Annotated in this window: 16 protein-coding genes and 1 pseudogene; 9 read left to right on the top strand and 8 right to left on the bottom strand. The window is 41.9% G+C overall.

What is annotated here, in order from left to right; all coding sequences use genetic code 11:
• Positions 1–47: 47 nt before the first annotated feature.
• The 3 genes from AAFX28_RS22035 to AAFX28_RS22025 are packed head-to-tail and all read right to left on the bottom strand — an operon-like array spanning position 48 to position 1,951.
• Positions 48–683, bottom strand: a complete 636-nt coding sequence (locus tag AAFX28_RS22035) for a TIR domain-containing protein (protein WP_408690665.1) — start codon at positions 681–683, stop codon at positions 48–50.
• Complete coding sequence (locus AAFX28_RS22030; protein ID WP_408690664.1) at positions 676–1,155, bottom strand: hypothetical protein; 480 nt, start codon at positions 1,153–1,155, stop codon at positions 676–678. Before AAFX28_RS22030 ends, AAFX28_RS22035 begins: the two co-directional genes overlap by 8 nt.
• A 31-nt stretch (positions 1,156–1,186) precedes the next feature.
• Positions 1,187–1,951 carry a DUF1883 domain-containing protein gene (locus AAFX28_RS22025; RefSeq protein WP_408690663.1) on the bottom strand — a complete coding sequence of 255 codons (765 nt, stop codon included), beginning with the start codon at positions 1,949–1,951 and terminating at the stop codon, positions 1,187–1,189.
• Between the two features lie 358 nt (positions 1,952–2,309).
• On the opposite strand from AAFX28_RS22025, the gene AAFX28_RS22020 reads away from it, so the two are divergent.
• From AAFX28_RS22020 to AAFX28_RS22005, 4 genes are all read left to right on the top strand, one after another.
• The gene (locus AAFX28_RS22020) at positions 2,310–4,013 is read left to right on the top strand and encodes a type I restriction-modification system subunit M (RefSeq protein ID WP_408690662.1); all 1,704 of its coding nucleotides are present in this window, start codon (positions 2,310–2,312) and stop codon (positions 4,011–4,013) included.
• Positions 4,003–5,277: a restriction endonuclease subunit S gene (locus AAFX28_RS22015; RefSeq protein WP_408690661.1), complete on the top strand. Its 1,275-nt coding sequence runs from the start codon at positions 4,003–4,005 to the stop codon at positions 5,275–5,277. The genes AAFX28_RS22020 and AAFX28_RS22015 overlap by 11 nt, the downstream gene beginning before the upstream one ends.
• A gap of 66 nt (positions 5,278–5,343) precedes the next feature.
• Complete coding sequence (locus AAFX28_RS22010; protein ID WP_408690660.1) at positions 5,344–6,525, top strand: hypothetical protein; 1,182 nt, start codon at positions 5,344–5,346, stop codon at positions 6,523–6,525.
• Entirely contained in the window at positions 6,522–9,788 is a 3,267-nt protein-coding gene (locus AAFX28_RS22005; RefSeq protein WP_408690659.1) for a type I restriction endonuclease subunit R, read from the top strand. Before AAFX28_RS22010 ends, AAFX28_RS22005 begins: the two co-directional genes overlap by 4 nt.
• A gap of 79 nt (positions 9,789–9,867) precedes the next feature.
• Here AAFX28_RS22005 and AAFX28_RS22000 read toward each other — a convergent pair whose 3' ends face one another.
• Positions 9,868–10,350 carry a hypothetical protein gene (locus AAFX28_RS22000; RefSeq protein WP_408690658.1) on the bottom strand — a complete coding sequence of 161 codons (483 nt, stop codon included), beginning with the start codon at positions 10,348–10,350 and terminating at the stop codon, positions 9,868–9,870.
• 267 nt (positions 10,351–10,617) lie between these two features.
• On the opposite strand from AAFX28_RS22000, the gene AAFX28_RS21995 reads away from it, so the two are divergent.
• Positions 10,618–10,845, top strand: a complete 228-nt coding sequence (locus AAFX28_RS21995) for a hypothetical protein (RefSeq protein ID WP_408690925.1) — start codon at positions 10,618–10,620, stop codon at positions 10,843–10,845.
• A gap of 521 nt (positions 10,846–11,366) precedes the next feature.
• Here the strand turns inward: AAFX28_RS21995 and AAFX28_RS21990 are convergent.
• Genes AAFX28_RS21990 through AAFX28_RS21975 form a run of 4 tightly spaced genes read right to left on the bottom strand, consistent with a single transcriptional unit; the run spans position 11,367 to position 17,494 of the window.
• Entirely contained in the window at positions 11,367–12,857 is a 1,491-nt protein-coding gene (locus tag AAFX28_RS21990; RefSeq protein ID WP_408690657.1) for a hypothetical protein, read from the bottom strand.
• Positions 12,858–12,859: 2 nt separating this feature from the next.
• On the bottom strand, positions 12,860–13,555 hold the full coding sequence (locus tag AAFX28_RS21985; RefSeq protein ID WP_408690656.1) for a hypothetical protein: 696 nt from the start codon (positions 13,553–13,555) through the stop codon (positions 12,860–12,862).
• Positions 13,536–15,569, bottom strand: coding sequence for a hypothetical protein (locus AAFX28_RS21980; protein WP_408690655.1), 2,034 nt, complete (start codon positions 15,567–15,569; stop codon positions 13,536–13,538). Before AAFX28_RS21980 ends, AAFX28_RS21985 begins: the two co-directional genes overlap by 20 nt.
• Positions 15,570–15,571: 2 nt before the next feature.
• Positions 15,572–17,494 carry a hypothetical protein gene (locus AAFX28_RS21975; RefSeq protein WP_408690654.1) on the bottom strand — a complete coding sequence of 641 codons (1,923 nt, stop codon included), beginning with the start codon at positions 17,492–17,494 and terminating at the stop codon, positions 15,572–15,574.
• 159 nt (positions 17,495–17,653) lie between these two features.
• On the opposite strand from AAFX28_RS21975, the pseudogene recA reads away from it, so the two are divergent.
• The 4 genes and pseudogenes from recA to AAFX28_RS21955 form a co-directional block, all read left to right on the top strand.
• Positions 17,654–18,205, top strand: a pseudogene (recA, locus tag AAFX28_RS21970) (recombinase RecA); the annotation flags it as partial.
• 78 nt (positions 18,206–18,283) lie between these two features.
• A complete protein-coding gene (gene recX, locus AAFX28_RS21965; RefSeq protein ID WP_408690653.1) occupies positions 18,284–18,748 on the top strand; it encodes a recombination regulator RecX in 465 nt (154 codons plus the stop codon).
• Between the two features lie 142 nt (positions 18,749–18,890).
• Positions 18,891–21,473, top strand: coding sequence for an alanine--tRNA ligase (alaS, locus tag AAFX28_RS21960; RefSeq protein ID WP_408690652.1), 2,583 nt, complete (start codon positions 18,891–18,893; stop codon positions 21,471–21,473).
• Positions 21,474–21,668: 195 nt separating this feature from the next.
• Positions 21,669–22,856 (top strand): aspartate kinase, encoded by a 1,188-nt coding sequence (locus AAFX28_RS21955; RefSeq protein WP_408690651.1) that lies wholly within the window; start codon positions 21,669–21,671, stop codon positions 22,854–22,856.
• Positions 22,857–22,899 lie beyond the last annotated feature (43 nt).

The following is a 22,899-nucleotide window of genomic DNA, read 5'->3' as shown; positions in this document are numbered from 1 at the left end:
GCTTTAGGTACTAATGAGTTTTGGTCCATACCTTATCTGCGACTACTTTAAATCAGAGAAGATAGAGCCCCTGAGTTAATGCGTCGCATTGGAGTGCTTAGGTCGTATGCTGCATTCGCCCTATCCTCAAACGTCCACTGGATTAATTTCGTCATAATATCAACAGAGCTTGTGAACTTTTCCCAAGATACAACTGAAATATTTGCAGAGTTATTCTTTAGATTGTCGATAATACGTTTTGGTGCGCAAGGGTATCTTTCTTTTAGAGTGCTCTCTGAGTCGATACTAATCCACGAACCAATGTGGGGGTAAAGTAATTCTTTTTCTTTGTCACCATGAGCTGCTCGGAAATTGTCGCAATTGGTGGAAGGAAGCATTACAACCAAAATCCCTGATTTTTTGTTAACTTGTCCGTCGTACATACTTGAGTACAACTCCCAGTCCACATGTTTTCTGTATTTTGTATCGGTTCCAACAAGTAAGATTGTCACCGTGGAGTCTTTCAAATAATCATCTCTAATTTTGGTTCTTATAGATTGATCTGAAAGGTTCGAGTCAATGTCGCCAGTGTCAACTGAAGCATCGATGAAGATGCCATAAGTTTTATTAATCTCTAACAGCGTTTCTTTATACTGCTGGTCATTATGATGATGATAACTAATAAAAACCTTATGTTTATTCATTAAGAGACTCCAACTTTGTAATATCCTCAACACCTGCCATTTCGGCGAGCATACTGGCATAAATAGTAAGTTCGAATTGTAGTGTCGTTAGCTCAGTTCTGAATTCTTTACATTTATCTTCACTTTCGAATGCATCGTTAATTGAGAGTTTGTGCCACTTTGCGGTGAACGGTCTAATCTTCTGATTGAGCACTATTATTGCTATTTTTGTAAATTCTTTGCAATCACGACCATGGGACTTAATCACGCTTCGGGTGGTGCCGAATAATGAATAAATGCTGTCAAGAGCACCCCTTTCGTCACCATGTTCTGCTGGTAAAGACTGAGTAGTGACTCTCGTAAGCAGCTCAATATACATATCCCATGCAGCATCTTTATCTGGTTCAGATGGGTTCCAATCCATTTCTAAGAATCCAACGTTAACCTTCAGTGAGGTCATATCCCAGTTTTCTAACCATTTTTGCCACTTCATGATAAGTCCTTACAAAACAATTTGGTGAAAGCTAACTTGTTTTTAGCAATTCAGCGATCTCTGCTGAAATCTCTTCAATAGTGTGCGTTGCTGTGCTTCTCGCTACTTTGTCTGCTAACGATGGGCTAAAATCAACAACTTCTTGCTTCGTAATATTATGCCAGATTGGTAACAAAATTTGTTCGCCAGAGATTGATTTAGTTACCATTCCATCAAGCTCGTAGTTGGTCCACCCTTTTTTGATAAAAGATGGTGATAACACGACTAAACCTACACGGCTATTAGCCAGTCCTTTATCGATTTTTTGTCGTAAACTGTCACCAATTTTTAATGTCATTTCATCATACCAAACATTCAGACCATGCTTTTTTAATGCATCAGCGAAATCTCTTACAAAATGCTCTTTATCTTCTGAAGCATGAGAAATAAACACATCATATGTTTCATCATTAGTCTGGAGAGAAGGTGGGATATTGTCTCTAACAAGACTAGGTACTTCAGATAAAGGTTTTTCGCGATATTCAGGTAAAGGTGCAGGTAAAACTCGAACACTTGATTTTGTGCTCCCGCGCAGCCCTTGCATGTCTATAGCTAGATGCCAACGTCCAGAGCTTGGAATTGTTAAAAGTAGAGGGGAACGTTTAGCGAGTCCGCCAAAATATCGATGTTTCCGACCGTTCTTGTAAGCATTGAAATTACTATTATCCATTAGACGGACATTAGCTCCATTGGTCAAAGAGACTTCTACGAGCTCCCCTTTACTCCGACTACCTAAATCTGTGTGTATAAATTGCAATACTTACTCCTTTTAGGACTATGATAAAAATCAGCAATGATTACATCTTACAATCGCTCGAAATTTTCAGTATGCCCCCAATTTCAATGTCTTCAATTACACTTGCTAACTTAGCATGACCCAGAAGTAACTGAGTAGCTCGTAAATTATTAGTTTTGTCGTAAGTCATAAAAGCCTTGGTTTCGGCGTAGTGAATGTGTTGAATTACGTTTTTCTGACCAACTTGTTTACCTCTGATCCAAGTTACCATAGTATGCTTATAACTTCATAAGGTTCGGGTATAAAAAGGCGTAAATCAAGGACTTTTAGCTCTTGAGTGGTATTATGCCGAAAACTTGTCAAAATCAAGAAAATCAAAATGAACCAACAAGAACAACTATTCCTGAAAGAGCTTGAAAGCAAGCTCTGGACAGCAGCAGATAAGCTACGTTCCACTCTCGATGCAGCGCAATACAAGCACGCTGTACTTGGCTTAATCTTCGTTAAATACGTATCTGATGCATTTAAGCTGCGTCAGGATGAGATTAAAGCTGACCTTGCTAACCCTGATCACGATTACTACCTAGATCCAGCGGACTTCTCAGAAGAAGAGTTGGCAGCCGAGGTCGTAATTGAACTTGAGCAACGTGACTTCTACACAGAGAAAAACGTGTTCTGGTTGCCTACGGAGTCTCGTTGGCAGTTTCTACAAGATAACGGCCCATTGGTTATTGGCGGTGCTGATCTTGAAGTGGATGGCAAGATCAAAAAGATTACTTCGGTTGGTCACCTAATTGATAACGCACTTGAGGGCATCGAGCGTGACAACCCGAAACTGAAAGGCGTACTTAACAAATCATACTCAGGCTTAAAGATCGATCAGGCTAAGCTAAATGAGCTTATCAACCTGATTGCAACGATTCCTTTTGACCATAACTCACTAAACAGTAAAGACATCCTCGGTCACGTATATGAATATATGCTTGGTCAGTTTGCATTGGCCGAAGGTAAAAAAGGTGGTCAGTTCTATACGCCAGCATCAATCGTAACGCTAATCGTTGAGATGATTGAACCGTTTGAAGGCCGTGTCTATGACCCTGCAATGGGTTCTGGTGGTTTCTTTGTACAGTCAGAGAAATTTATTGAGCGTCATGCCAACGAGAAGAAAGTTGATGCACTAACTCAGAAGCAAAAAATCTCTATCTATGGTCAAGAGTATAACCACACGACGTGGCAGCTAGCGGCGATGAACATGGCGATCCGTGGTCTTGATTACGACTTCGGCAAAGAGCCTGCAAGTACCTACACCAATGTACAGCATCCAGATCTGCGTGCTGATTTCATCATGGCAAACCCTCCATTCAACATGAAAGAGTGGAACACGGGTGTTGATGATAACGATCCTCGCTTCAAATACGGCCAACCGCCAGCAGGTAACGCCAACTTCGCATGGATGCAGCATATGCTTCATCACCTCGCTCCTGATGGCTCTCAGGCGCTTCTATTGGCAAACGGCTCGATGAGTTCGACAACCAACAATGAAGGTGAAATCCGTAGAGCGCTTATCGAGAACGACCTTATTGAATGTATGGTGGCGCTACCCGGACAACTGTTTACCAACACACAGATCCCAGCATGTATCTGGTTCTTAACCAAGAACAAGACTGCTCGTACTGATAAAGCGGGTCGCAAACTGCGTGCTCGTAAAGGTGAAGTGCTGTTTATTGATGCGCGTAACCTTGGCTACATGAAAGACCGTGTTCTGCGTGATTTCAGCCGAGATGATATTCAGAAAGTCGCTGACCTTTACCATGCATGGAAAACAGGCGCAGAAGTGAATGGTATTGCTTATGAAGACCAAGCGGGTTTCTGTAAATCAGCAACCCTTGAAGAAATCACCAAGCACGATTTTGTACTCACTCCGGGGCGCTATGTAGGCGCGACTGAAGAGCTAGACGATGGCATCCCATTTGGTGAGAAGATGGCTGCGCTAACCGCTAAGTTGAGCGAGCAGTTTGCCGAGTCAGCAACGCTAGAAGCAGAGATCAAGAAGAACCTAGCGGGGTTGGGTTATGAGCTGTAACACGACTTCTTATGTTTTAGGTGATCTTGTTGAGCTTTCTCAAGGTCTTGCTATCAATGTAAAAACTAAGCATGTCCTAAGCGAAAGTGGTTTACCGCTTCTACGTATAGCTGATCTAATTTCTAGGCAGTATTGCCAGTTTGTTAATCCAGAATTAGCACCTAAAAAATGCCTCGCAGTTAAAGGGGATTTGATTTACACCAGAACTGGTCAGGTTGGTTTGATTTTTAGAGATCAAGCAGGAGTCATACACAATAACTCCTTTAAGGTAATACCTGATGAGAGCAAGGTGAGAAAGGATTTTCTGTACTGGTTTTTGTCTCAAAGTAAAATAAAAGCATTAGCCAACGATATTGCATCAGGCTCAGTACAGAAAGATTTAAATCATTCTGCATTTAAGAGTATTGCCATCGAATTACCTGATTTTGATGCTCAGGATAGAGCTATAAAAGTTCTCGACTCGATCGACCAAAAAATCACGTTAAATACTCAAACAAACCAAACTCTAGAACAAATGGCGCAAGCCATCTTCAAGTCATGGTTTGTCGACTTCGACCCAGTAAAAGCCAAGATGAATGGCGAGCAACCAGAGGGTATGGATGCGGGAACTGCCTCGCTATTCCCAGAAAAGCTAGCTGAGTCTGAGCTTGGTTTGATCCCTGAAGGTTGGGAAGTTGGAGAGCTATCTGATTTGATGGACTTCAATCCTAAACGCACTCTCAAGAAAGGTACAGTGGCTCCGTATCTTGATATGAAAAACATGCCAACAGCAGGTCACCTTGCTTTAGATATCTATGACCGAGAAATGGGTAGTGGAACTAAGTTCGTTAATGGTGATGCACTACTTGCTCGTATCACACCATGCCTTGAGAACGGTAAAACTGCTTTCGTAGATTTCCTTGAAGATGAACAGGTTGGCTGGGGTTCTACGGAATACATTGTCATGCGTTCGAAGTCTGACAGATACAAATACTTCAGCTATTTTATGGCAAGATTCGAGCCGTTCAGAAAGTTTGCTATTCAAAGCATGACGGGTACTAGTGGTCGTCAACGAGCACAAGCCAAAACTGTTCAAACCATGCCTTTTGTTATTCCACCGCTTTCTATTCTTGAGAAATTCGATGAGTTGAACGCTGCAAATATGAAATTGATTAAGCGTCATGGTGATGAGAATAAGACGCTAGCAGATCTACGTGACACGCTGCTTCCTAAATTGCTTTCCGGCGAAATCGAGTTAGAAAAATGCGAACACATCGTTAATTAGTTTAGGTAAGGCATGCCTCAAATGGCGTCATCGTCACCATTTGAGGCATAAAAACGGAATCAATGAATGGAAAGTTTACTTGTCAACGTCAGTAAATATGCGGCTAGTCATCAAACGTCACCAATAGAGAACTTTATTACTGAAGCCTTTGCTTGGTTACTTAAGTATGACGAGCATGTAAGAAAAGCATATTTAGAGTTATTAGCAGAGAAATCATCACAGTATCAAGTAGAGATAGCTGGGTTGCTTTCCTCTACTGACCTTGAAACACAAGTTAACTTCGGTGGTAAGTACCCAGACTTACTGTGGAGTTCTGATAATGAAGATTTTTGCTTAATTTTTGAGCACAAGGTTTGGTCGGAATTACATCATAATCAATTGAGTAATTACCGGAAATTTGGCACTACCACCTTAGATAAACCATTTCTGATTGTACTTGTTACCGCTCATTCTGCACAGCATCGCCAGTCACCGGACATCGCATTGTGTTGGTATGAAGTTGCTAAGTTAATCGAAGATATTGCAGTTGATAATGATAAAGAAAGCTGGTTGCGCATTGAGTTTGTCAATTTATTGAAAAGCAATGGGCTGGTTAACTCAACCCCATTAAATCCTTTAGCGATAGCTTATTACAATGACGTCAAAAATATTGATAAGCAGCTTTACGAAATTGTCAGACGTTCAGTACACCAATTATGGCCGGCGTGCTTCGAAAACAATAAGGTCAAATTTAAATCGCCACCAATACATAGAAGTGCTCGTGGGCGTTACGACGCTTTCGGGCGGATTGGCTTAGAGTTTTCTTCTATACATTCAACAAATGATGAAAGTGGTTGGACTCCCGGTTTATTCTGTGGATTTATTATCGATGGACATGATCATCAAGTAGATGACTTACTTGAGAATGGTCCAGTAGCAGCTTTGGTCTTAAGTGTAGACAAAAGCGTTCAATCCAAATTTAAGTCAGAGGGTCATTATGATCTTCTAGTCCGTGATATTAAGGCTAAATTACCAGCCAATTGGAAGTTGAGTGATAGAACGGAATCTAAACATAAACTCAACCCATGGCATCCTCTTATTGTCTATCGTGATTTGACGAGCTTTGTCCAAGGAGTGCAAACGTTAGATCAACAACAAGAAGTGTTTATTGCTGAAATGATGCAATTGCAGAACCTATTTATTAAAAACGAGGCATTCATCGGCTTTTGTGAAGAAATGCAGCGTTTAAGTTGTAAGGATTCAATGTGATCACAGAAGACCAACTAGAGCAGCTCTGTCTTGACTGGTTTACAGACCAAGGCTACCTATACAAAAATGGCTACGACATCGCACCAGATGGCGACACTCCAGAGCGTGATGACTATCATCAAGTGGTGCTCAAAAAACGTTTGCTTAATCAGTTAGAGATCCTAAACCCTGAACTGCCGGAAGAGACTCTCAATCAGGTCGTGAACACGGTAAGCACCCCTGAAACTCCGGTATTAATAAAAAACAACCGAGCATTCCATAAGCTATTGATTGAGGGGGTGCCCGTTGAATACACCGTCATTGAAGATGGTCAGCCAACCCCAAAGCACACCCATGCCCGTTTGATGGATTTCACTAATTCAGATAACAATGAGTTTTTGGTGGTTAATCAGTTCACCATCACAGGTACTAAAGGCAATCGTCGCCCAGATGTGGTGGTGTTTATTAACGGTCTTCCTATCTCAGTTGTAGAGCTAAAGAACCCAGCGGATGAACATGCTGACATTTGGAATGCCTACAACCAGTTACAGACCTACAAAGATGAAATTGGTGAGTTGTTTGCGTTCAACGAAGCCTTAGTCATTAGTGATGGTTGGACAGCTCGTGTTGGCTCGCTCACCGCCAATAAAGAACGTTTCTTACCTTGGAAGACGGTATCTGGTGAAGATGATAAACCGCTGCTGGAGTTCCAATTAGAGACAATGGTGCGTGGTTTCTTTAAACCTGAGCTCCTATTGGACTACATCCGCTACTTTATTTTATTTGAAACCGACAATGACAAGATCATTAAAAAGATCGCTGGTTATCACCAATTCCATGCGGTTCGTGCCGCTGTCGAAGCAACAGTAAAAGCGAAACAACTTGATGCCGACTTACCGATGGTGGCAGACAATGTTGCCAGCTATGTTGGTAAAGGACAGGTTCAAGCGACAAAATGGTTAGACAAAATTAAACCCGGAAGCGGCAAAGCAGGGGTAGTTTGGCATACTCAAGGAAGCGGCAAGAGTATTTCAATGGTGTGCTACGCAAGCAAATTGCTTCAGCAACCGACTATGAACAACCCAACAATTGTTGTTGTAACTGACCGAAATGATCTTGATGGTCAGCTCTACAATACCTTCGGTATGGCGCAAGAGACATTAAAACAGATCCCACAGCAAGCCGATGATCGTGATGCGTTACGAGATTTACTGTTAAATCGCCAATCTGGTGGCATTGTTTTTACCACTATCCAAAAATTCGCTCTGTTGGCCGATGAAACTAAGCATCCTGTTTTATCTGAGCGAGCGAACATTGTGGTGGTGTCTGATGAAGCGCACCGAAGCCAGTATGGTAATAAGTCTAAACTTGTTGAAGTCAAGGGCGAAAATGGCGCTGTAAAAGCCCACAAGTACGTTTACGGCTATTCCAAGTATCTACGTGATGCTTTACCTAACGCCTCGTTTATCGGCTTTACAGGGACGCCTATCGCGATGGATGACAAAGATACTCGCGGTGTATTTGGCGAGTACGTATCAATCTACGATATTCAAGATGCGGTCGACGATGGCGCGACTGTGCCTATTTATTATGAATCACGTCTGGCGAAGCTCGATATTAATCAAGACAAAATAGAAGAACTTAATGATGATGTAGAAGAGGAAATCGGAGAAGACGAAGAGACCGCTGACCGTGAAAAAATAAAATCGCAGTGGGCAGCTCTAGAAAAACTTGTCGGAGCCCAGCCTCGTATTGAACAAGTCGCTCAAGATTTTGTGACGCATTTTACCACTCGCACCGCAACACTCCCCGGCAAGGCGATGGTTGTCGCAATGAGCCGTGAGATCTGTGTGGATCTGTACAATGCGATTGTGGCGATAAAGCCGGAGTGGCATCACGACGATCCTGAAAAAGGATCAATCAAAATTGTTATGACCGGCAGTGCATCAGATAAGGAAAAGATGCAGCCTCATATTCATGATAAGAAGACTAAGAAGCTGTTTGAAAAGCGTTACAAAGATACCGAGGACGAGCTTCAACTGGTCATTGTGCGTGATATGTGGTTGACAGGTTTTGATGCTCCGTGTTGTCACACGATGTACATCGACAAGCCTATGAGAGGCCACAATTTGATGCAGGCGATTGCTCGCGTGAACCGAGTATTTAAGGATAAACCGGGCGGTTTAGTGGTGGATTATATCGGTATTGCTAACGAGTTGAAAAATGCCCTTAAGACTTATACTAACAGTCAGGGTAAAGGTCAGCCAACTGTAGACACAGCAGAAGCCTTTGCGGTGTTGATGGAAAAGGTTGATATCATTCGAGGCATGTTCGCCACACCCGTTGATGGTGATCCCTTCAACTATCGACCTGACTTTGAAACCGATGCCCTTCGATTACTACCCGGAGCCGTGAATCACCTATCGGGGTTATCTCATGTAGATGGGAATGGCAAAGAAGTTAGAGATGGGAAACGTCGTTTCCTTGATGTGATGGCTGCGTTAACTAAGGCTTTCTCCTTATGCAATACCATGGATGAAACCAGTGGTTATAAGAATGAAATCGCCTTTTACTCAGCGATAAAAACGGCTTTCATTAAGCATTCTACGGTTGATAAAAAGCGTACTGATGAAGAGCGTAACACCGCTCTGAAACAGATATTAGATAACGCTGTCGTTGCTGATGGTGTGGATGATATTTTCTCTATGGTTGGCCTTGATAAGCCTAATATTGGGCTGTTGTCCGAAGAGTTCTTAGAGGACGTGAAGAACGTGAAAGAGAAGAACCTTGCTGTGGAGCTACTAGAAAAGCTGCTCCGCGATGAGGTTAAAGCTCGAATGAAGAATGATGTCGTTCAGGAGAAAAAATACTCTGACCGTATCATGACGACGCTTCAAAAGTACCACAACCGCAACATTGAAACGGCCCAAGTTATTGAAGAGCTGATCCAATGGGCAAAAGAAATGCAAGCCGATGCCGAAATGATGGATGAACTCAATCTATCTAAGGATGAAATTGCGTTTTACCGTGCATTAGTTGAAAACGAAGCTTCTGTTCGTGCGCTTGGTGACGACAACCTGCGAAAACTTGCTATTGAGCTAACTCAACAATTGCGTAAATCTGCGACGGTTGATTGGCAAAAACGAGAAAGTGTTCGTGCCCGTATGCGTAACCTTGTTCGTCGATTGCTTCGCCGTTGGAAATACCCACCAGATGCGGCAGAAGAAGCCATTAAGCTTGTTCTTGAGCAAGCAGAAGTGCTGGCCGATGGATGGTATAGGTAATGGGTTAGATAGAGGAATGGCGGCATATGGTGCTGCCATTTTTTGTAGTGGCTAAAAACTGGGCTTGTGTCAGAACTACTTACCTTTCTGCGAGTTTGACAGCGTAATGTTTCCTCATTGTGTTAACTAATTTAAAGGGGTTCTTCTTAGAGAATGTATTAAGCAAGATCGGTGTCATTTTCCAGTTGTCTTGATGTGTTACCCAATGCTGAATCCAAGAGCTATTAATTTCGGAAATACACAAATGATGTGTGGGAAACTGCTTCCCAATTTCATTCATAAATGTAGAGAAGAAACCTTGATTTCGAAAGCGTTCGCGCACCCCAATGTTACGAATGCATATTACGTCTTCATATGAGATCGGCTTTATTTCTTTTGTGATTATTCGCATCAGTGTTTCAGGCTCCTCTCCGTACAGAGCAACTTCAATTAGATAAGTTTGAGGGTATCCAAGACGAAGGTGCTCTAGTATTTCGTCTTCATAGTGGAAGTCTTCATTGGGATAACTTGAGTTTTTTAGAGCTTTAATACAGTTACTTATCGAACTAGAAAATGTAGTCATATTGTTCACCTTTATCGACGGCCGTTTCAGGCTCTAAGATAGAGTGAAAACTTAAAATAATTCAGTCTGTTTTATTGTTATTGACAGACGATCACACTCTTTAAGTCAAATTCCATTTAATGATAAAAACCAAGTAGATAACTCAATGGTGAATGCTTGTAATAGCTAGTTTTATGTTGTTTTTTATGTGTTACGATACGTTGGAAAGGTATGGGTAGTTCGTGTGTGATGGGCTGCTGGTCTTGGAATTAATTTCGAGGGATAATGATGCAAACTGAGTGTGATAAACAGCTTCCCCAGTTGGAACAATTTGATTTAGAGAACGTAGTATTTAAAGTTGTCGACCCGACGCAACTTCCACCTCGGACGTTTGCAGCATTTGAGGAGTTTTTGGCGGGCTCAACAGTTCCGCATCGTACTTACGTCTATTCACATGACTATTCGAGGTTTTGTTCACTCGTTCGCGAAGGGCATATTACAATCGACGACGATTAGCTTATGTTGTTTGAAAACGTCATACCAAAGCGACGCCTGTAACGCTCGAATTCTCATCGTAAACTCAATTAAAAATGACGACTAATCAAGATCCCTTGGAGTGGGAGATCCCCTAGCAGAGGCTCATTTATGGTTAACGTCGCTCTTGGCTAATTGCTTTTCTAAATTTTCTTTGATTTGTACTAATTCTGCGTACCCTCGATCGCCGCAGAATCCATCCATTTCATTTTTGATTAGGTGTAACAATATTTTAATTTGGTCGTCGTTTAGTTTCATTGTTTCAGCCCTTGATTTGAGGTGTTTTATCTTAGCAGACGTCTATAAAGCTAGGGCATATGCCGCGAACAACTGGAGCCAAGCCACACTGAATGCAATAAGGGAAAGCTGGCACGTTGTGGCGGCTATTGCTGTTCCAATTACAGTTGTCCTGATTACCACAGTTATTGCGCTAATTTTGAGCTTAACTTAAGGTAATAGGGAAGTCCAAAGCTAACTAGAGTTAATGGTGTATCCAGCCATAGTTAATCATACGAAATGATACTCTCAATTGAAGCGACAGCCTTCTTAGCTAGAATTTCTCTCTCCATCTCCACAACCGCATCTTCACCAAGTTTGTCAACGAGGTGCTTGCGAGCTATATCATCAAATGGCCCATTCGAGCCAGACTCCCTTTCTTCCTCAGTTTCCCTCCAATCAATTGCAATAGATACGTAATGCATCATGTTACCGACACTCACATGCCCAGTAAGCAACGTTATGCGTTTCAAAATAATTTTAGCAAGCTCATGTGAACCCTTACTGGCCTTTTGCGACTTTAATTCTTGATAGACTAACAGTGTGATATAGCGGTGCCTGAATAGGTGAGGATGACGTTTATACTGGCTCTTATATTTTCTTGTGAAAATCTCATAGAAATAACTTGAAATCATTTCACCAGTCATGGGGTCGTGGGAGTTTGGTTGAATAAACAACTTATTGAATTCGATGCGGTTTACGGGTGGTAACCCTTTACCTAGACGGTCGTTTTCTGTGACGATGTATTCATCGTAGAACTTTACGACTCTCTGAGCTACCTCAAATGGTATCGGAACAATCCTAACCTTACCTTTATTTCCCCCCTTGGTAGTTCGGAGGTTTAGCCAAGTCAATTCCCCTTGGGTTTGATATATTTTTGACTTGTTATAGATAGCTTCTGCTGCTGCAAGGCTTTTTCGGTCGAGGGTTAGTTGGTTTAGGCGTATGATCTCTTCAACGTCTATTTTGACGCCTCTAATCGCTGCGTTCGTTTGCGTTCGCAATAACTCAATTGTGTGTGTATCAATTGTAGCTATCTCACTGACGCGAGCACCTGTTGCCTCAAGTAGTTCAAGCAAAACAGACAAAAGCTCAAATGCATATACATCACCTGACTCTTCCAATTTATCTAGATCGTCATAGAGGCTCTCTATTGCCGCTTCCGTGATCGGATATCTCGACGGATAAGTCTCTGTATGGGGTATCGCATTGTGGTGAAGGTATGTTTTATTATATCTATTGTTGCGCCACTCAGCATTAACCTGTCCTTCTTTCACTTCAGAATCGAGTCCATTCGTCGATTTATCTGCTATTGCCAGAAGGGTGTAATCCAGCTTATAGGTATCCTGAATAAATTTCAGAAACTTGAGTGCTGCTTTTAGCCGTGCAGCGATAACATTACGTTCAAGTCCAAACTTCTCTTCCAAGTATTTTACATAGTCATAAATGTGCTCATCAGTTACAGATCCTATAGGAATGGATTGCCCTTGGATTCCCTCACCTTTCCAATTTTCATATTCATCTAGATACTCTAGAAAGAGTTCAATAAAGCCCTTAACTGTACTTTTGGAAGACGGGCTAACATCTTTTGATATTAGGAAGTCGGTAGCAAACCAGTTGATATCGCCATTCCTGTAAAAGAAGATTGAAGCATCTATTGCTTCGCCGTTAGCATCGGAAATAGCTTGTTTAACGTCGAGCTTCAAGTCACGGATCACAATTACTTCCCTTTAGCAGAGAAAGAAAAAACGTTACTCTCAACAGTTACATCACCAAGCTCATCCGCAATCTGCTCTAAGTTATCGATTACACTTTTGACATCAGGAACTATTGCTTTCCTGTCTTTGAGCAGGCTCTGGTGGTGCTTCTCATAATAACCTTTTAATGAGCGGCCACTTACGTCACGCTCTTTCAGAAGAGATGCTAAATGCAGATTTTCCGATCTTAGGGTTAACACCTCTCGTGCGAGGGACGCGACAATTTCTGATTGCTGTTTGATAATTGCATTAAGTTCCGCTTTGCTTTTAATCTTCGAACTCGACTTCTTTGAAGAAGCCTTCTTCGTAGTGGGATTAACCTCATCTTTCAAAAATGCAATTTTTTTTCTTAGGTAATCTTTGCAATCTACAACAGTATTTGGACTACCAGTGAATTGAGGATCGATGTCAACAACCTTAACCCCTTTTTTGGCATAGACAGCTGGGTATGTTCTCCTCTTGATCCCTCGTTCACTGTCCTCGTATTCAAGAAGAGCATTCATTGATTTGTGTGCCACGAACCCTTCTGGAACACCGTTACGAATAAATTCATTTAGCATCTCAATACGCAACTTCACCTGTGTAATAGTATCGCTACGTGCTTGCACACTAATATGATTTACCGAAATTTCTTTTTTATTATTCACCGGTTTTCTCATCTAAACCCTCCATGTATAAGATGACCTCACCATCCTCTGTTGTATACTGATGAATGGTTGCTCCGTCAGCTATCCGAACCTGTATAAACTGCTGAACCGACTCGTTTGATAAGTTGTTAAATAACTTTTTAGTTTTAGCCGTAATCGCAGATTCCACTTGCGATGTGTTGATATCTTTGTTGTAAAGTGCATCAAGAACGGCAAACGCTCGCTCTTCCGTTAACTCTTCATTGCCAACTTCTTCAAGCAGATAGTGCCATGTTTCTTCTGTGCTTCGGTGACCCATAAGCCAAGATAGTGCGGGGAAGTCTTCTAAATTTGAAAGGGAGTAATACGCCTTTGCGCCAAAACGTCGAAGTACATGTGTTCTCGTTATGTAAAACCTTGATTTTACTCTATTTACCATCATAGTGGGAACTTCTATAAAGTCGCCGAATTCACAGAGTAGGTTGATAAGCATATCTCGTGACATTTTTTTGTTTTTCGGTGGTTCACCACAACCATTAGAGGTGTACTTTGACGCGAAGATAAAAGGAGATTCATCTTCATCATAGTAATGGAGGTTTGATTCGGCCAGTAGAGTAACGGCATCAGCTACAACATTAGGCACAGGTCTACCAGTTACTAAATTAGACTTATCTGTTGGATCGGCCTTTCGAATACCAAAATGTAGTTCGCTTCCTCCCCATAACCCCTCATTTATTAAGTGGGATTCTTTAAGCTCAAGAACTTCGGAGTATCGTTTAATACAAAATGTATGAATGAGAATATATGATGCAGCCACTAGCATTCTGTATGCTTGTAGGACTGTGACATTGTTTCTGCGATCATGGGGCGTAGCACCAGAACCCAGCTCGTTGTATCGCGTAACGTTGTAGTAATTTGTAAAATCATTATTAGGAATGACTACTTTCTCGGGACACCTGTCTTCAAAAATATAATCTCTTCGGTACTTTGGGTTCTCTTGGTGAATACGCATTAGCTGCTCTTCGCAATCTCTTTTAGTATCAACAATGCTTTCACCATATTGAATCACAAGTGAAATTGCGGCATTCAAATAATATAGGGCTATGTCCGATGGAATGTTCGGGGTACGTGATTTTGCCTTAATGTACTTACCTTCGAATGCTTCAGTGATTTTAACTTCGGGGCAATGATACTCTGTTAATTCAGGTAAGTAGGTCGCGTAATTTGCGAGTAGCTTTGGGGCAGAAGTCAAGCTGTCAAATGTTGTTTTACCAATGCATAGATCATCCGAGTCATCTTTGCTGGGACAAGCATTGGGGAACTCTGTATGCTTGTTTCGACGCTTTTTGCCAGTCAACGCCAATGTCAATGTTGGGAATAATTCTGTGAGTTGATTTACAATTAATTTGCGAGTGAAGTCTGTAATTTTTGATTTTTTAATGGAGATATTTTCTAGAAATTTAGTAATAGAAATGCCGTCTCTTTGGTCTTCTTTGAGGCTACTGATCAGGAGTGCATCTTCAATCTCTTCTTGGCTGAGTGTTCCTAGTTTTGTAAAAACCTCATCAATAAAGCCAATAGCTTTGTCTGCTCGACCGATAGCGATGTCGAGATGGAATTGCTCTACATCTGCCTTGGTAAGCAGGTTGAATCCATGTTCAGCAACATTATCTTCGCCATACACCTTAATCAAAAATAGAGCTAGAGTTTTTAATGATACTGCCTGATCTCGCATGCTGGATGCTCTAGTTACAACAGATTCACCTTGCTCTAAAGCAAGGTGACCAGAGCGACTCATGCACAGTATTTTTTTTATTGTATTTACAACCTTTAAAAATTTAGGGTCTGCTAAATTACATTCAGAGTTTGGGATGTGAGCGTCAAATGGAATTGGTGTAGGTGTTTCACTACCGTTGTCAATTAGCCATTTGGAGTCAGGGAAATCGCTCAATAGCCATGAAAATCTCCACTCAGATATATCGTCGGAGAGGAAAGACCAATCGGCGCCTTCGAGTAACTTTAAATTTCTTATATTAATTAAACCCATCTTCACGCTCTCGCTTTAGTTATTTTCATGCTCTTAAAATCAGTTCGTTCATATAGCCGCTCCCCTTTTTGTGCAATCCGTTTCAGCCCTCTGCTGGCATTTTCATTAATCCAAGCTTTCAGGGGCAAGTAGAGGACTGACAGTTCTTTTATGTTATCACTGACGTCTCCGTTAAGAGAAAGCTCATAACACGCTTTTATTACTGCAATATTTTCGGGGCAGATGCTAAGAGTGATCTTTTGAGTAGTATCGGAAGACGATGGTCGAGACTCCATGCTTGCAATTTGACTCACTACAGTCCTCCAATGCGGTACACGTTTGTCTAATAGACCTAGGTATTTATTTAACTCTCCCTCATCTTTTAAATTAAGTGCGGCGATTTGAAACGGCTCAGTGTCAGTCGCAGCAGCAATAAGTACATTTTGAAAACGGCGAACTTTTTGATTGTACACAGCGATTCGTATTGGCTCGGGTATGTAGTTATTAAGCGCGACGACCTCTGAGTTGCCTAAGTATTTCGCTGCAACCCTAGGGTCTCCACCTGAGTTGAACCAACGTATCACTCCTTCTGTAGCTCTCAATTTTTTTGCATTTGGTTCATATTTCAATACTTCATCTATATCAGCTTGTGAGACTCCCTCGCACCAATCTGGGTTTTTCTCTAGGTAATCATTAGCGTTTCGAAGTAAATTTTTAAAACCCCACTTGAATGGGAGTGATGACATTGGAGCTACAAGGCCTGTTTGAGTAGGTGAGTGGTAAAGAAACAAGCTTTTCGTATCTGAACCATCAACCAAAGAACGATGGTGGGCTGTGGCATCTACAAGATAATTAAAGGCTTTTTGAATATATGGAGTCGCTACTGCATGGTCTAGTTTTCGAGATATATTGGCTTTGGCACGAGCTTTATGGTATTTGATCCGAAACCCACCATCACCGACTACTTCAAAAAAGTCACTCATACTAGCGAAGCTTGTAAGTTTCAGATTACGTAGTGAATCAACGTTAATTCCACTTTCAATTATTATAATATTACAAGCAGCAACGGCAGAAATGCTCGAAATACCAAAGTGTTCACGCAGTTCATGTTGGTTTCTTGTGAATCTATATAAACTGTTATTACCGCCGACAAAATTACGATTTATAAGACCGTTTTGGCAGTGTGCGATATAGGCAATTAGGTTTGTATAGCCGCATTCGCCGTCGCTTAAGTAGTCAGAAAATAAACTTAATTTCTGACCAGATTTATAGGCAGTTTGCGTTGGGTGCAGCAGATCGTCATTTTCCCAAAACTTTTCAGCACCAACTTTCTTCTTCGCTTCATTACCAAAATTCAATCTTTGGATTGCATCTTCTAAATACTGTTTAGAGATGTTGTAAATAACATCACGGTTATCGATCATTGTATCGACAAGGTGTTTTATAAAAGTATCTGGATCTGTTTCAAGTGTAAGGGTGACGCTCTCATTTCTTACTTCTTTTGAAAGGTTTAAGTCACCAAGTAATTTAGACTTTTCGTTTTCAATGTTGGTAAAGACATCCCTTGAGATACGTCGAGGTTTGGGGATTGGAGAGCCGCTCGGTAGACCTTTTACGGAGTTAGAGCTGAGTTTCCTGAGAGCTAGCCACAGCGCTCTGACTTCTGAAATTACGGTATTAGGACTTTTATCTTTTAGCTCATTCTCAATAAACTGCTCATTCCACGCGGAAAAGCAAACCGCGACATCAGCTCCACCTTTGATTGCAAGTTCGTTTTCGAAACAGAACTCAAAGAAATTGTTGATGACGCGAATCCCCCTCGACTTATAGCTTTCGCTTTTTCCAGAAAAAATTTTAACTAAATTTTTATTCATCTTAAATGCATAACTTTCACTTAAGACTGTATAGGTATGTATACCATTTTTTATGTATTCTTCATTATCCACTTAGAGTTCTTGCCTTATAGATTACTCGTACACTTACCTTATACATGAAAATGTGTTTTTGGCTGAGGTATGTTGCATTTTACCTATGTAAAGCTAAGATATATATAGAAAATTTTGATTTGTTGGTCTTAACTTATCGTTTTTGTTTTCCGATAAAATTTACAAGCTCGTATGCTTTCTCAAGCAATGCGTAAGCTAACAGGTAACCTAAAGCAGTCTAACTGTATGTGTATCTTCATTAACCAGATTCGTATGAAGATTGGTGTAATGTTTGGTAACCCAGAAACAACAACAGGTGGTAACGCACTTAAGTTCTACGCATCTGTTCGCCTTGATATTCGCCGTACTGGTTCTATCAAAGAAGGTGACGAAGTTGTTGGTAACGAAACTCGCATCAAGGTAGTTAAGAACAAGATTGCTGCACCATTTAAGCAAGCAGAAACTCAAATCCTATATGGCGCAGGCTTTAACCGTGAAGGTGAACTAATTGACCTAGGTGTTAAGCACAAGCTAGTTGAAAAAGCAGGTGCTTGGTACAGCTACAATGGCGACAAGATCGGTCAAGGTAAAGCGAACGCTGGTAAGTTCCTACGTGAGAACCCGCAAGCTGCTCAAGCTATCGATGCTAAACTACGTGAAATGTTACTTTCACCAGCTGAAATTCAACCAGACGATGCTGAGCTAGGCGAAATGCCAGAGCAAGAGCTATAAGCTAGCTCATTACTAATTATCTAAGCCCTGCCTATGTGCGGGGCTTTGTTGTATTTAGAATTTAGATATTTATTTCAGATGTTCCAAAGAAAGCCACCGACATTATCGAGCAAAGAAGCCGCTATTCAATTGCTAAGTCGCCGAGATCATGGTGAATACGAGCTATACCAGAAACTGAGCCTAAAAGGGTATGAAGAGGATGCCATTCAAGAAGCGGTGAACTTTTGCCTAGACCATAATTATTTGGATGATCTGCGTTATGCCAAAAGCCAAATTCGCCAACATGTTTATAAAGGACATGGGGAAAGACGTATTAGACAAGAGTTGAACCAAAAACGTGTGCCTGAATCCATGATCGAAAAAGCGATGGAAGAAGAACCACAGGACTGGTTTGAGTTAGCAAAAAGTGCTGCGGAAAAGAAATTTAAGGGAATTAAGGCTAAAGACCAAAAAGAGTACGCGAAACAAGTCCGGTTCTTGCAATATCGAGGCTATAGCTTTGAGCAAATCAGCTATGCACTCAGCACAGAAAATGAGGATTAACGCTAAAAATTCTCGCCAATTTGGCTATTTAGTTTCAATTCCTCATACAAAAAGCTCTTTTATGCAAGAAAACTAGTCGTAGCGTTAACCATGATCTACAATAGCGCAAAATTCTAACTCGACTATTTTCAGGAAGAGCTGCATGTACATGAGCACTGATGAGGTTCGTAACGCGTTCCTTAAGTTCTTTGAAAGCAAAGGACACCAAATCGTAGACAGTTCATCGTTGGTTCCACATAACGATCCAACCCTGCTATTCACAAACGCAGGTATGAACCAATTTAAAGATTGCTTTTTAGGCGCCGAAAAGCGTGCCTACACACGAGCAACTACGGCTCAGCGTTGTGTACGTGCGGGTGGTAAACATAACGACCTTGAAAACGTTGGTTTCACGGCTCGTCACCACACATTCTTCGAAATGCTAGGTAACTTCAGCTTCGGTGATTACTTCAAAGAAGACGCAATTGCGTTTGCTTGGGAGTTCTTGACTAAGACACTTGGTCTACCAGAAGAAAAACTACTGGTTACTGTATATGAAACAGATGACGAAGCATTCGAGATCTGGAACAAGAAAGTAGGCGTTCCTGCAGACAAGATCGTTCGCATTGGCGACAAAGAAGGTGGTAAGAAGTTCGAATCAGATAACTTCTGGACAATGGGTGACACAGGTCCTTGTGGTCCATGTACTGAAATCTTCTACGATCATGGTGAGCACATTTGGGGTGGTCGTCCGGGTACTCCTGAAGAAGATGGCGACCGTTTCATTGAGATCTGGAACAACGTATTTATGCAGTTCAACCGTCATGCTGATGGCACGATGGAAGCTCTACCTAAGCCTGCTGTTGATACAGGTATGGGTATTGAGCGTATTTCTGCAATCATGCAAGGCGTTCACTCAAACTACGAAATCGATGTATTCCAAAAGCTAATCAAAGCGACAGCAGAGGTCGTTGGTCACGAAGATCTATCGAACCAATCGCTACGCGTTATTGCTGATCACATCCGTTCTTGTTCATTCCTAATCGCTGATGGTGTAATGCCTTCAAACGAAGGTCGCGGTTACGTTCTACGTCGTATTATCCGTCGTGCAGTTCGTCACGGTAACAAACTAGGTGCACAAGGCGTATTCTTCCACAAACTTGTGGGCGTGTTGGCTGAAGTAATGGGCAGCGCAGCTGACGAACTTAAGAAGCAGCAAGCAGTTGTTGAAAAAGTACTTCGCATCGAAGAAGAAAACTTTGGTCGCACACTAGAGCGCGGCATGGTTATCCTTAACGAAGCACTAGATGTACTTGAAGGCAAAGAGCTGGATGGTGAAACAGTATTTAAGCTTTACGACACTTACGGTTTCCCGGCTGATTTAACTAACGATGTTGCTCGTGAACGTGATTTCACTATCGACGAAGCTGGTTTCGAGAAAGCGATGGAAGAGCAGCGTCAACGTGCTCGTGAAGCAGGCCAATTTGGTACTGATTACAACGCAACAATTAAGTCTGAAGTAGCTTCTGAGTTCTGTGGTTATACAGGTACTGAAGGTAAGAGCAATGTAGCTGAAATCTTCGTAGAAGGTGAAGCGGCTGAATCTCTATCTGCTGGCGATAAAGCGATTATCGTACTTGGTGAAACGCCATTCTACGCAGAATCAGGTGGTCAGTGTGGTGATGCCGGTGTGCTTAAAACAGAGTCGGGTCTTTTCAAAGTTGAAGATACTCAAAAGTTAGGTAACGCAATTGCGCACCATGGTGTTCTAGCTGAAGGCGTACTAGCGAAAGGCGATGAAGTTGAAGCGATTGTTGATGCAGAGCGTCGTGCTTCTGTTTCATTAAACCACTCAGCAACGCACCTTTTACATGCTGCATTACGTAAAGTATTGGGTGAGCACGTTGCGCAGAAAGGTTCTCTTGTTAAGCCTGAAAACCTTCGTTTCGACTTCTCGCATCTAGAAGCAGTAACACCTGCTGAACTGAAAGAAGTAGAGCGTCTAGTTAACGCTCAGGTTCGTCGTAACCACTCTATCGAAACCAACATCATGGACATCGAGTCTGCGAAGCAGAAAGGTGCAATGGCTCTATTCGGTGAAAAGTACGACGACGAAGTTCGCGTACTGTCTATGGGTGAGTTCTCAACTGAGCTTTGTGGTGGTATTCACGCAGAGAGCACTGGTGATATTGGCCTATTCAAGATTACTTCTGAAGGTGGTATCGCAGCAGGTATTCGTCGTATCGAAGCGGTGACGGGTGAAGCGGCGTTAGATGCTATCGAGGAGCAACAAGCTAAGTACGAAGAGAAGCTTGTTGAGTCTGCACAAAAAGCGAAATCTCTAGAGAAAGAAATCCAAAAACTGAAAGATAAGATGGCTGCGGCTGAAAGCGCAAACATCATGGGTAAAGTTCAGGATATCAACGGTACGAAAGTACTGATTGCTGCTCTAGAAGGTGCCGACAATAAGAACCTACGTACTATGGTTGATGACATCAAAAACCAAGTAGGTAGTGGTGTTATTCTACTTGCTAACATCAACGACGATAAGATTGGCCTGATTGCAGGTGTAACGAAAGATCTTATCGGCAAAGTTAAAGCGGGTGACCTAGTTAAGATGGTTGCTGAGCAAGTTGGTGGTAAAGGCGGTGGTCGTCCAGACATGGCTCAAGCAGGTGGTACTGATGTAGCAGCGCTACCTGATGCGATTCAGTCTGTACAACCATGGCTAGAAGAACGCCTATAAATCTAACTTTATAAAATATTACGCTCAATCACTTGTTTGATTGAGCGTAATTTTTTTGTCCCAACCAAGTGGTTTAATTGGCACAATACTCAGTGCCAAGAGAATGACTTGGTTTTTGTTATTACTACTACAGGCAATATTCAACATATTGAATGTGGTTCGAATGAGACTTCTATCTCGGGAAGGTGAAGACTGGTGAATAAGCCCCTTATCGTGCAAAAGTTTGGTGGAACGTCAGTGGGTTCGATCGAAAGAATCCACACGGTTGCTGAACACATCATTAAGGCGAAAAATGATGGCAATCAAGTTGTCGTAGTTGTATCTGCAATGTCTGGTGAAACAAACAGACTAATGGATCTAGCTAAGCAGGTAGATAGTGTTCCTACTGCTCGTGAACTTGATGTTTTGCTTTCTGCTGGTGAGCAGGTGTCGATGGCGTTACTTGCAATGACACTGAACAAAATGGGCTATGCGGCTCGCTCGCTTACCGGAACTCAAGCAAATATTGTGACGGATAATAATCACAATGATGCGACGATTAGACACATTGATACCACGGTGATAAATCAGCTATTAGAACAAGACCAAATTGTCATAGTAGCAGGCTTTCAAGGTATCAATGAAAATGGGGATATCACTACGTTAGGCAGAGGTGGTTCTGATACTAGTGCAGTAACACTTGCTGGCTCATTAAACGCGACCGAGTGTCAAATCTTTACCGATGTTGACGGTATTTATACTTGTGATCCACGAGTGGTACCAACGGCTCAGAAGTTAGATGTGATTGACTTTCCTTCTATGGAAGAGATGGCGCGTAAAGGCGCAAAAGTTTTGCATTTGCCATCAGTTCAATACGCCTGGAAGCATAATGTCCCATTACGTGTGCTTTCAACCTTTGATACCAATGGTGGTAGCTTAGTGAAAGGACAGAAGTGCTCATCTTCCGTATGTGGTGTCGCGATTCAGCGCGATATGTGCCTGATTAAAATCGAGCCTGAAATGCTATCAGGACTGAAAAAACAGTGTCAAATGTTGGGTGTGACGATTTGGAATGTGATCGAGCATCCAGAATGGATAGGTGTTGTTGTAAAAGATGATGCTTATTCAAAGCTGGAACTGGTTTTCAAAGGAAAAATCCGTAATAGTGAAGCAGTAAGTTTATTGACCGCTGTAGGCCTACAAGTCGAAGGACTGGTTGAAAGGTCGTTTGCTCTTCTTACTGAGCAAGATATCCATGTCAAACATTATGCGGTGAATACTCAGTCACTTATGTTGGTACTGTTACCAGAATGTGTCGACAAAGCAGCTAACATACTGCATGATGCTTACATAACTTCTGCAGAGGCAGTCGATTGCCTGCAAAAACATGCCTTTTTAGGCTAGATTCGAGCCACAATTGAGTTTACGAAAATATAACTTTTGTTGG

This window comes from Vibrio sp. TBV020 (assembly GCF_046056895.1).
In the GTDB taxonomy this organism is placed as follows: domain Bacteria; phylum Pseudomonadota; class Gammaproteobacteria; order Enterobacterales; family Vibrionaceae; genus Vibrio.
This window is presented reverse-complemented; position numbering and strand designations above follow the sequence as displayed.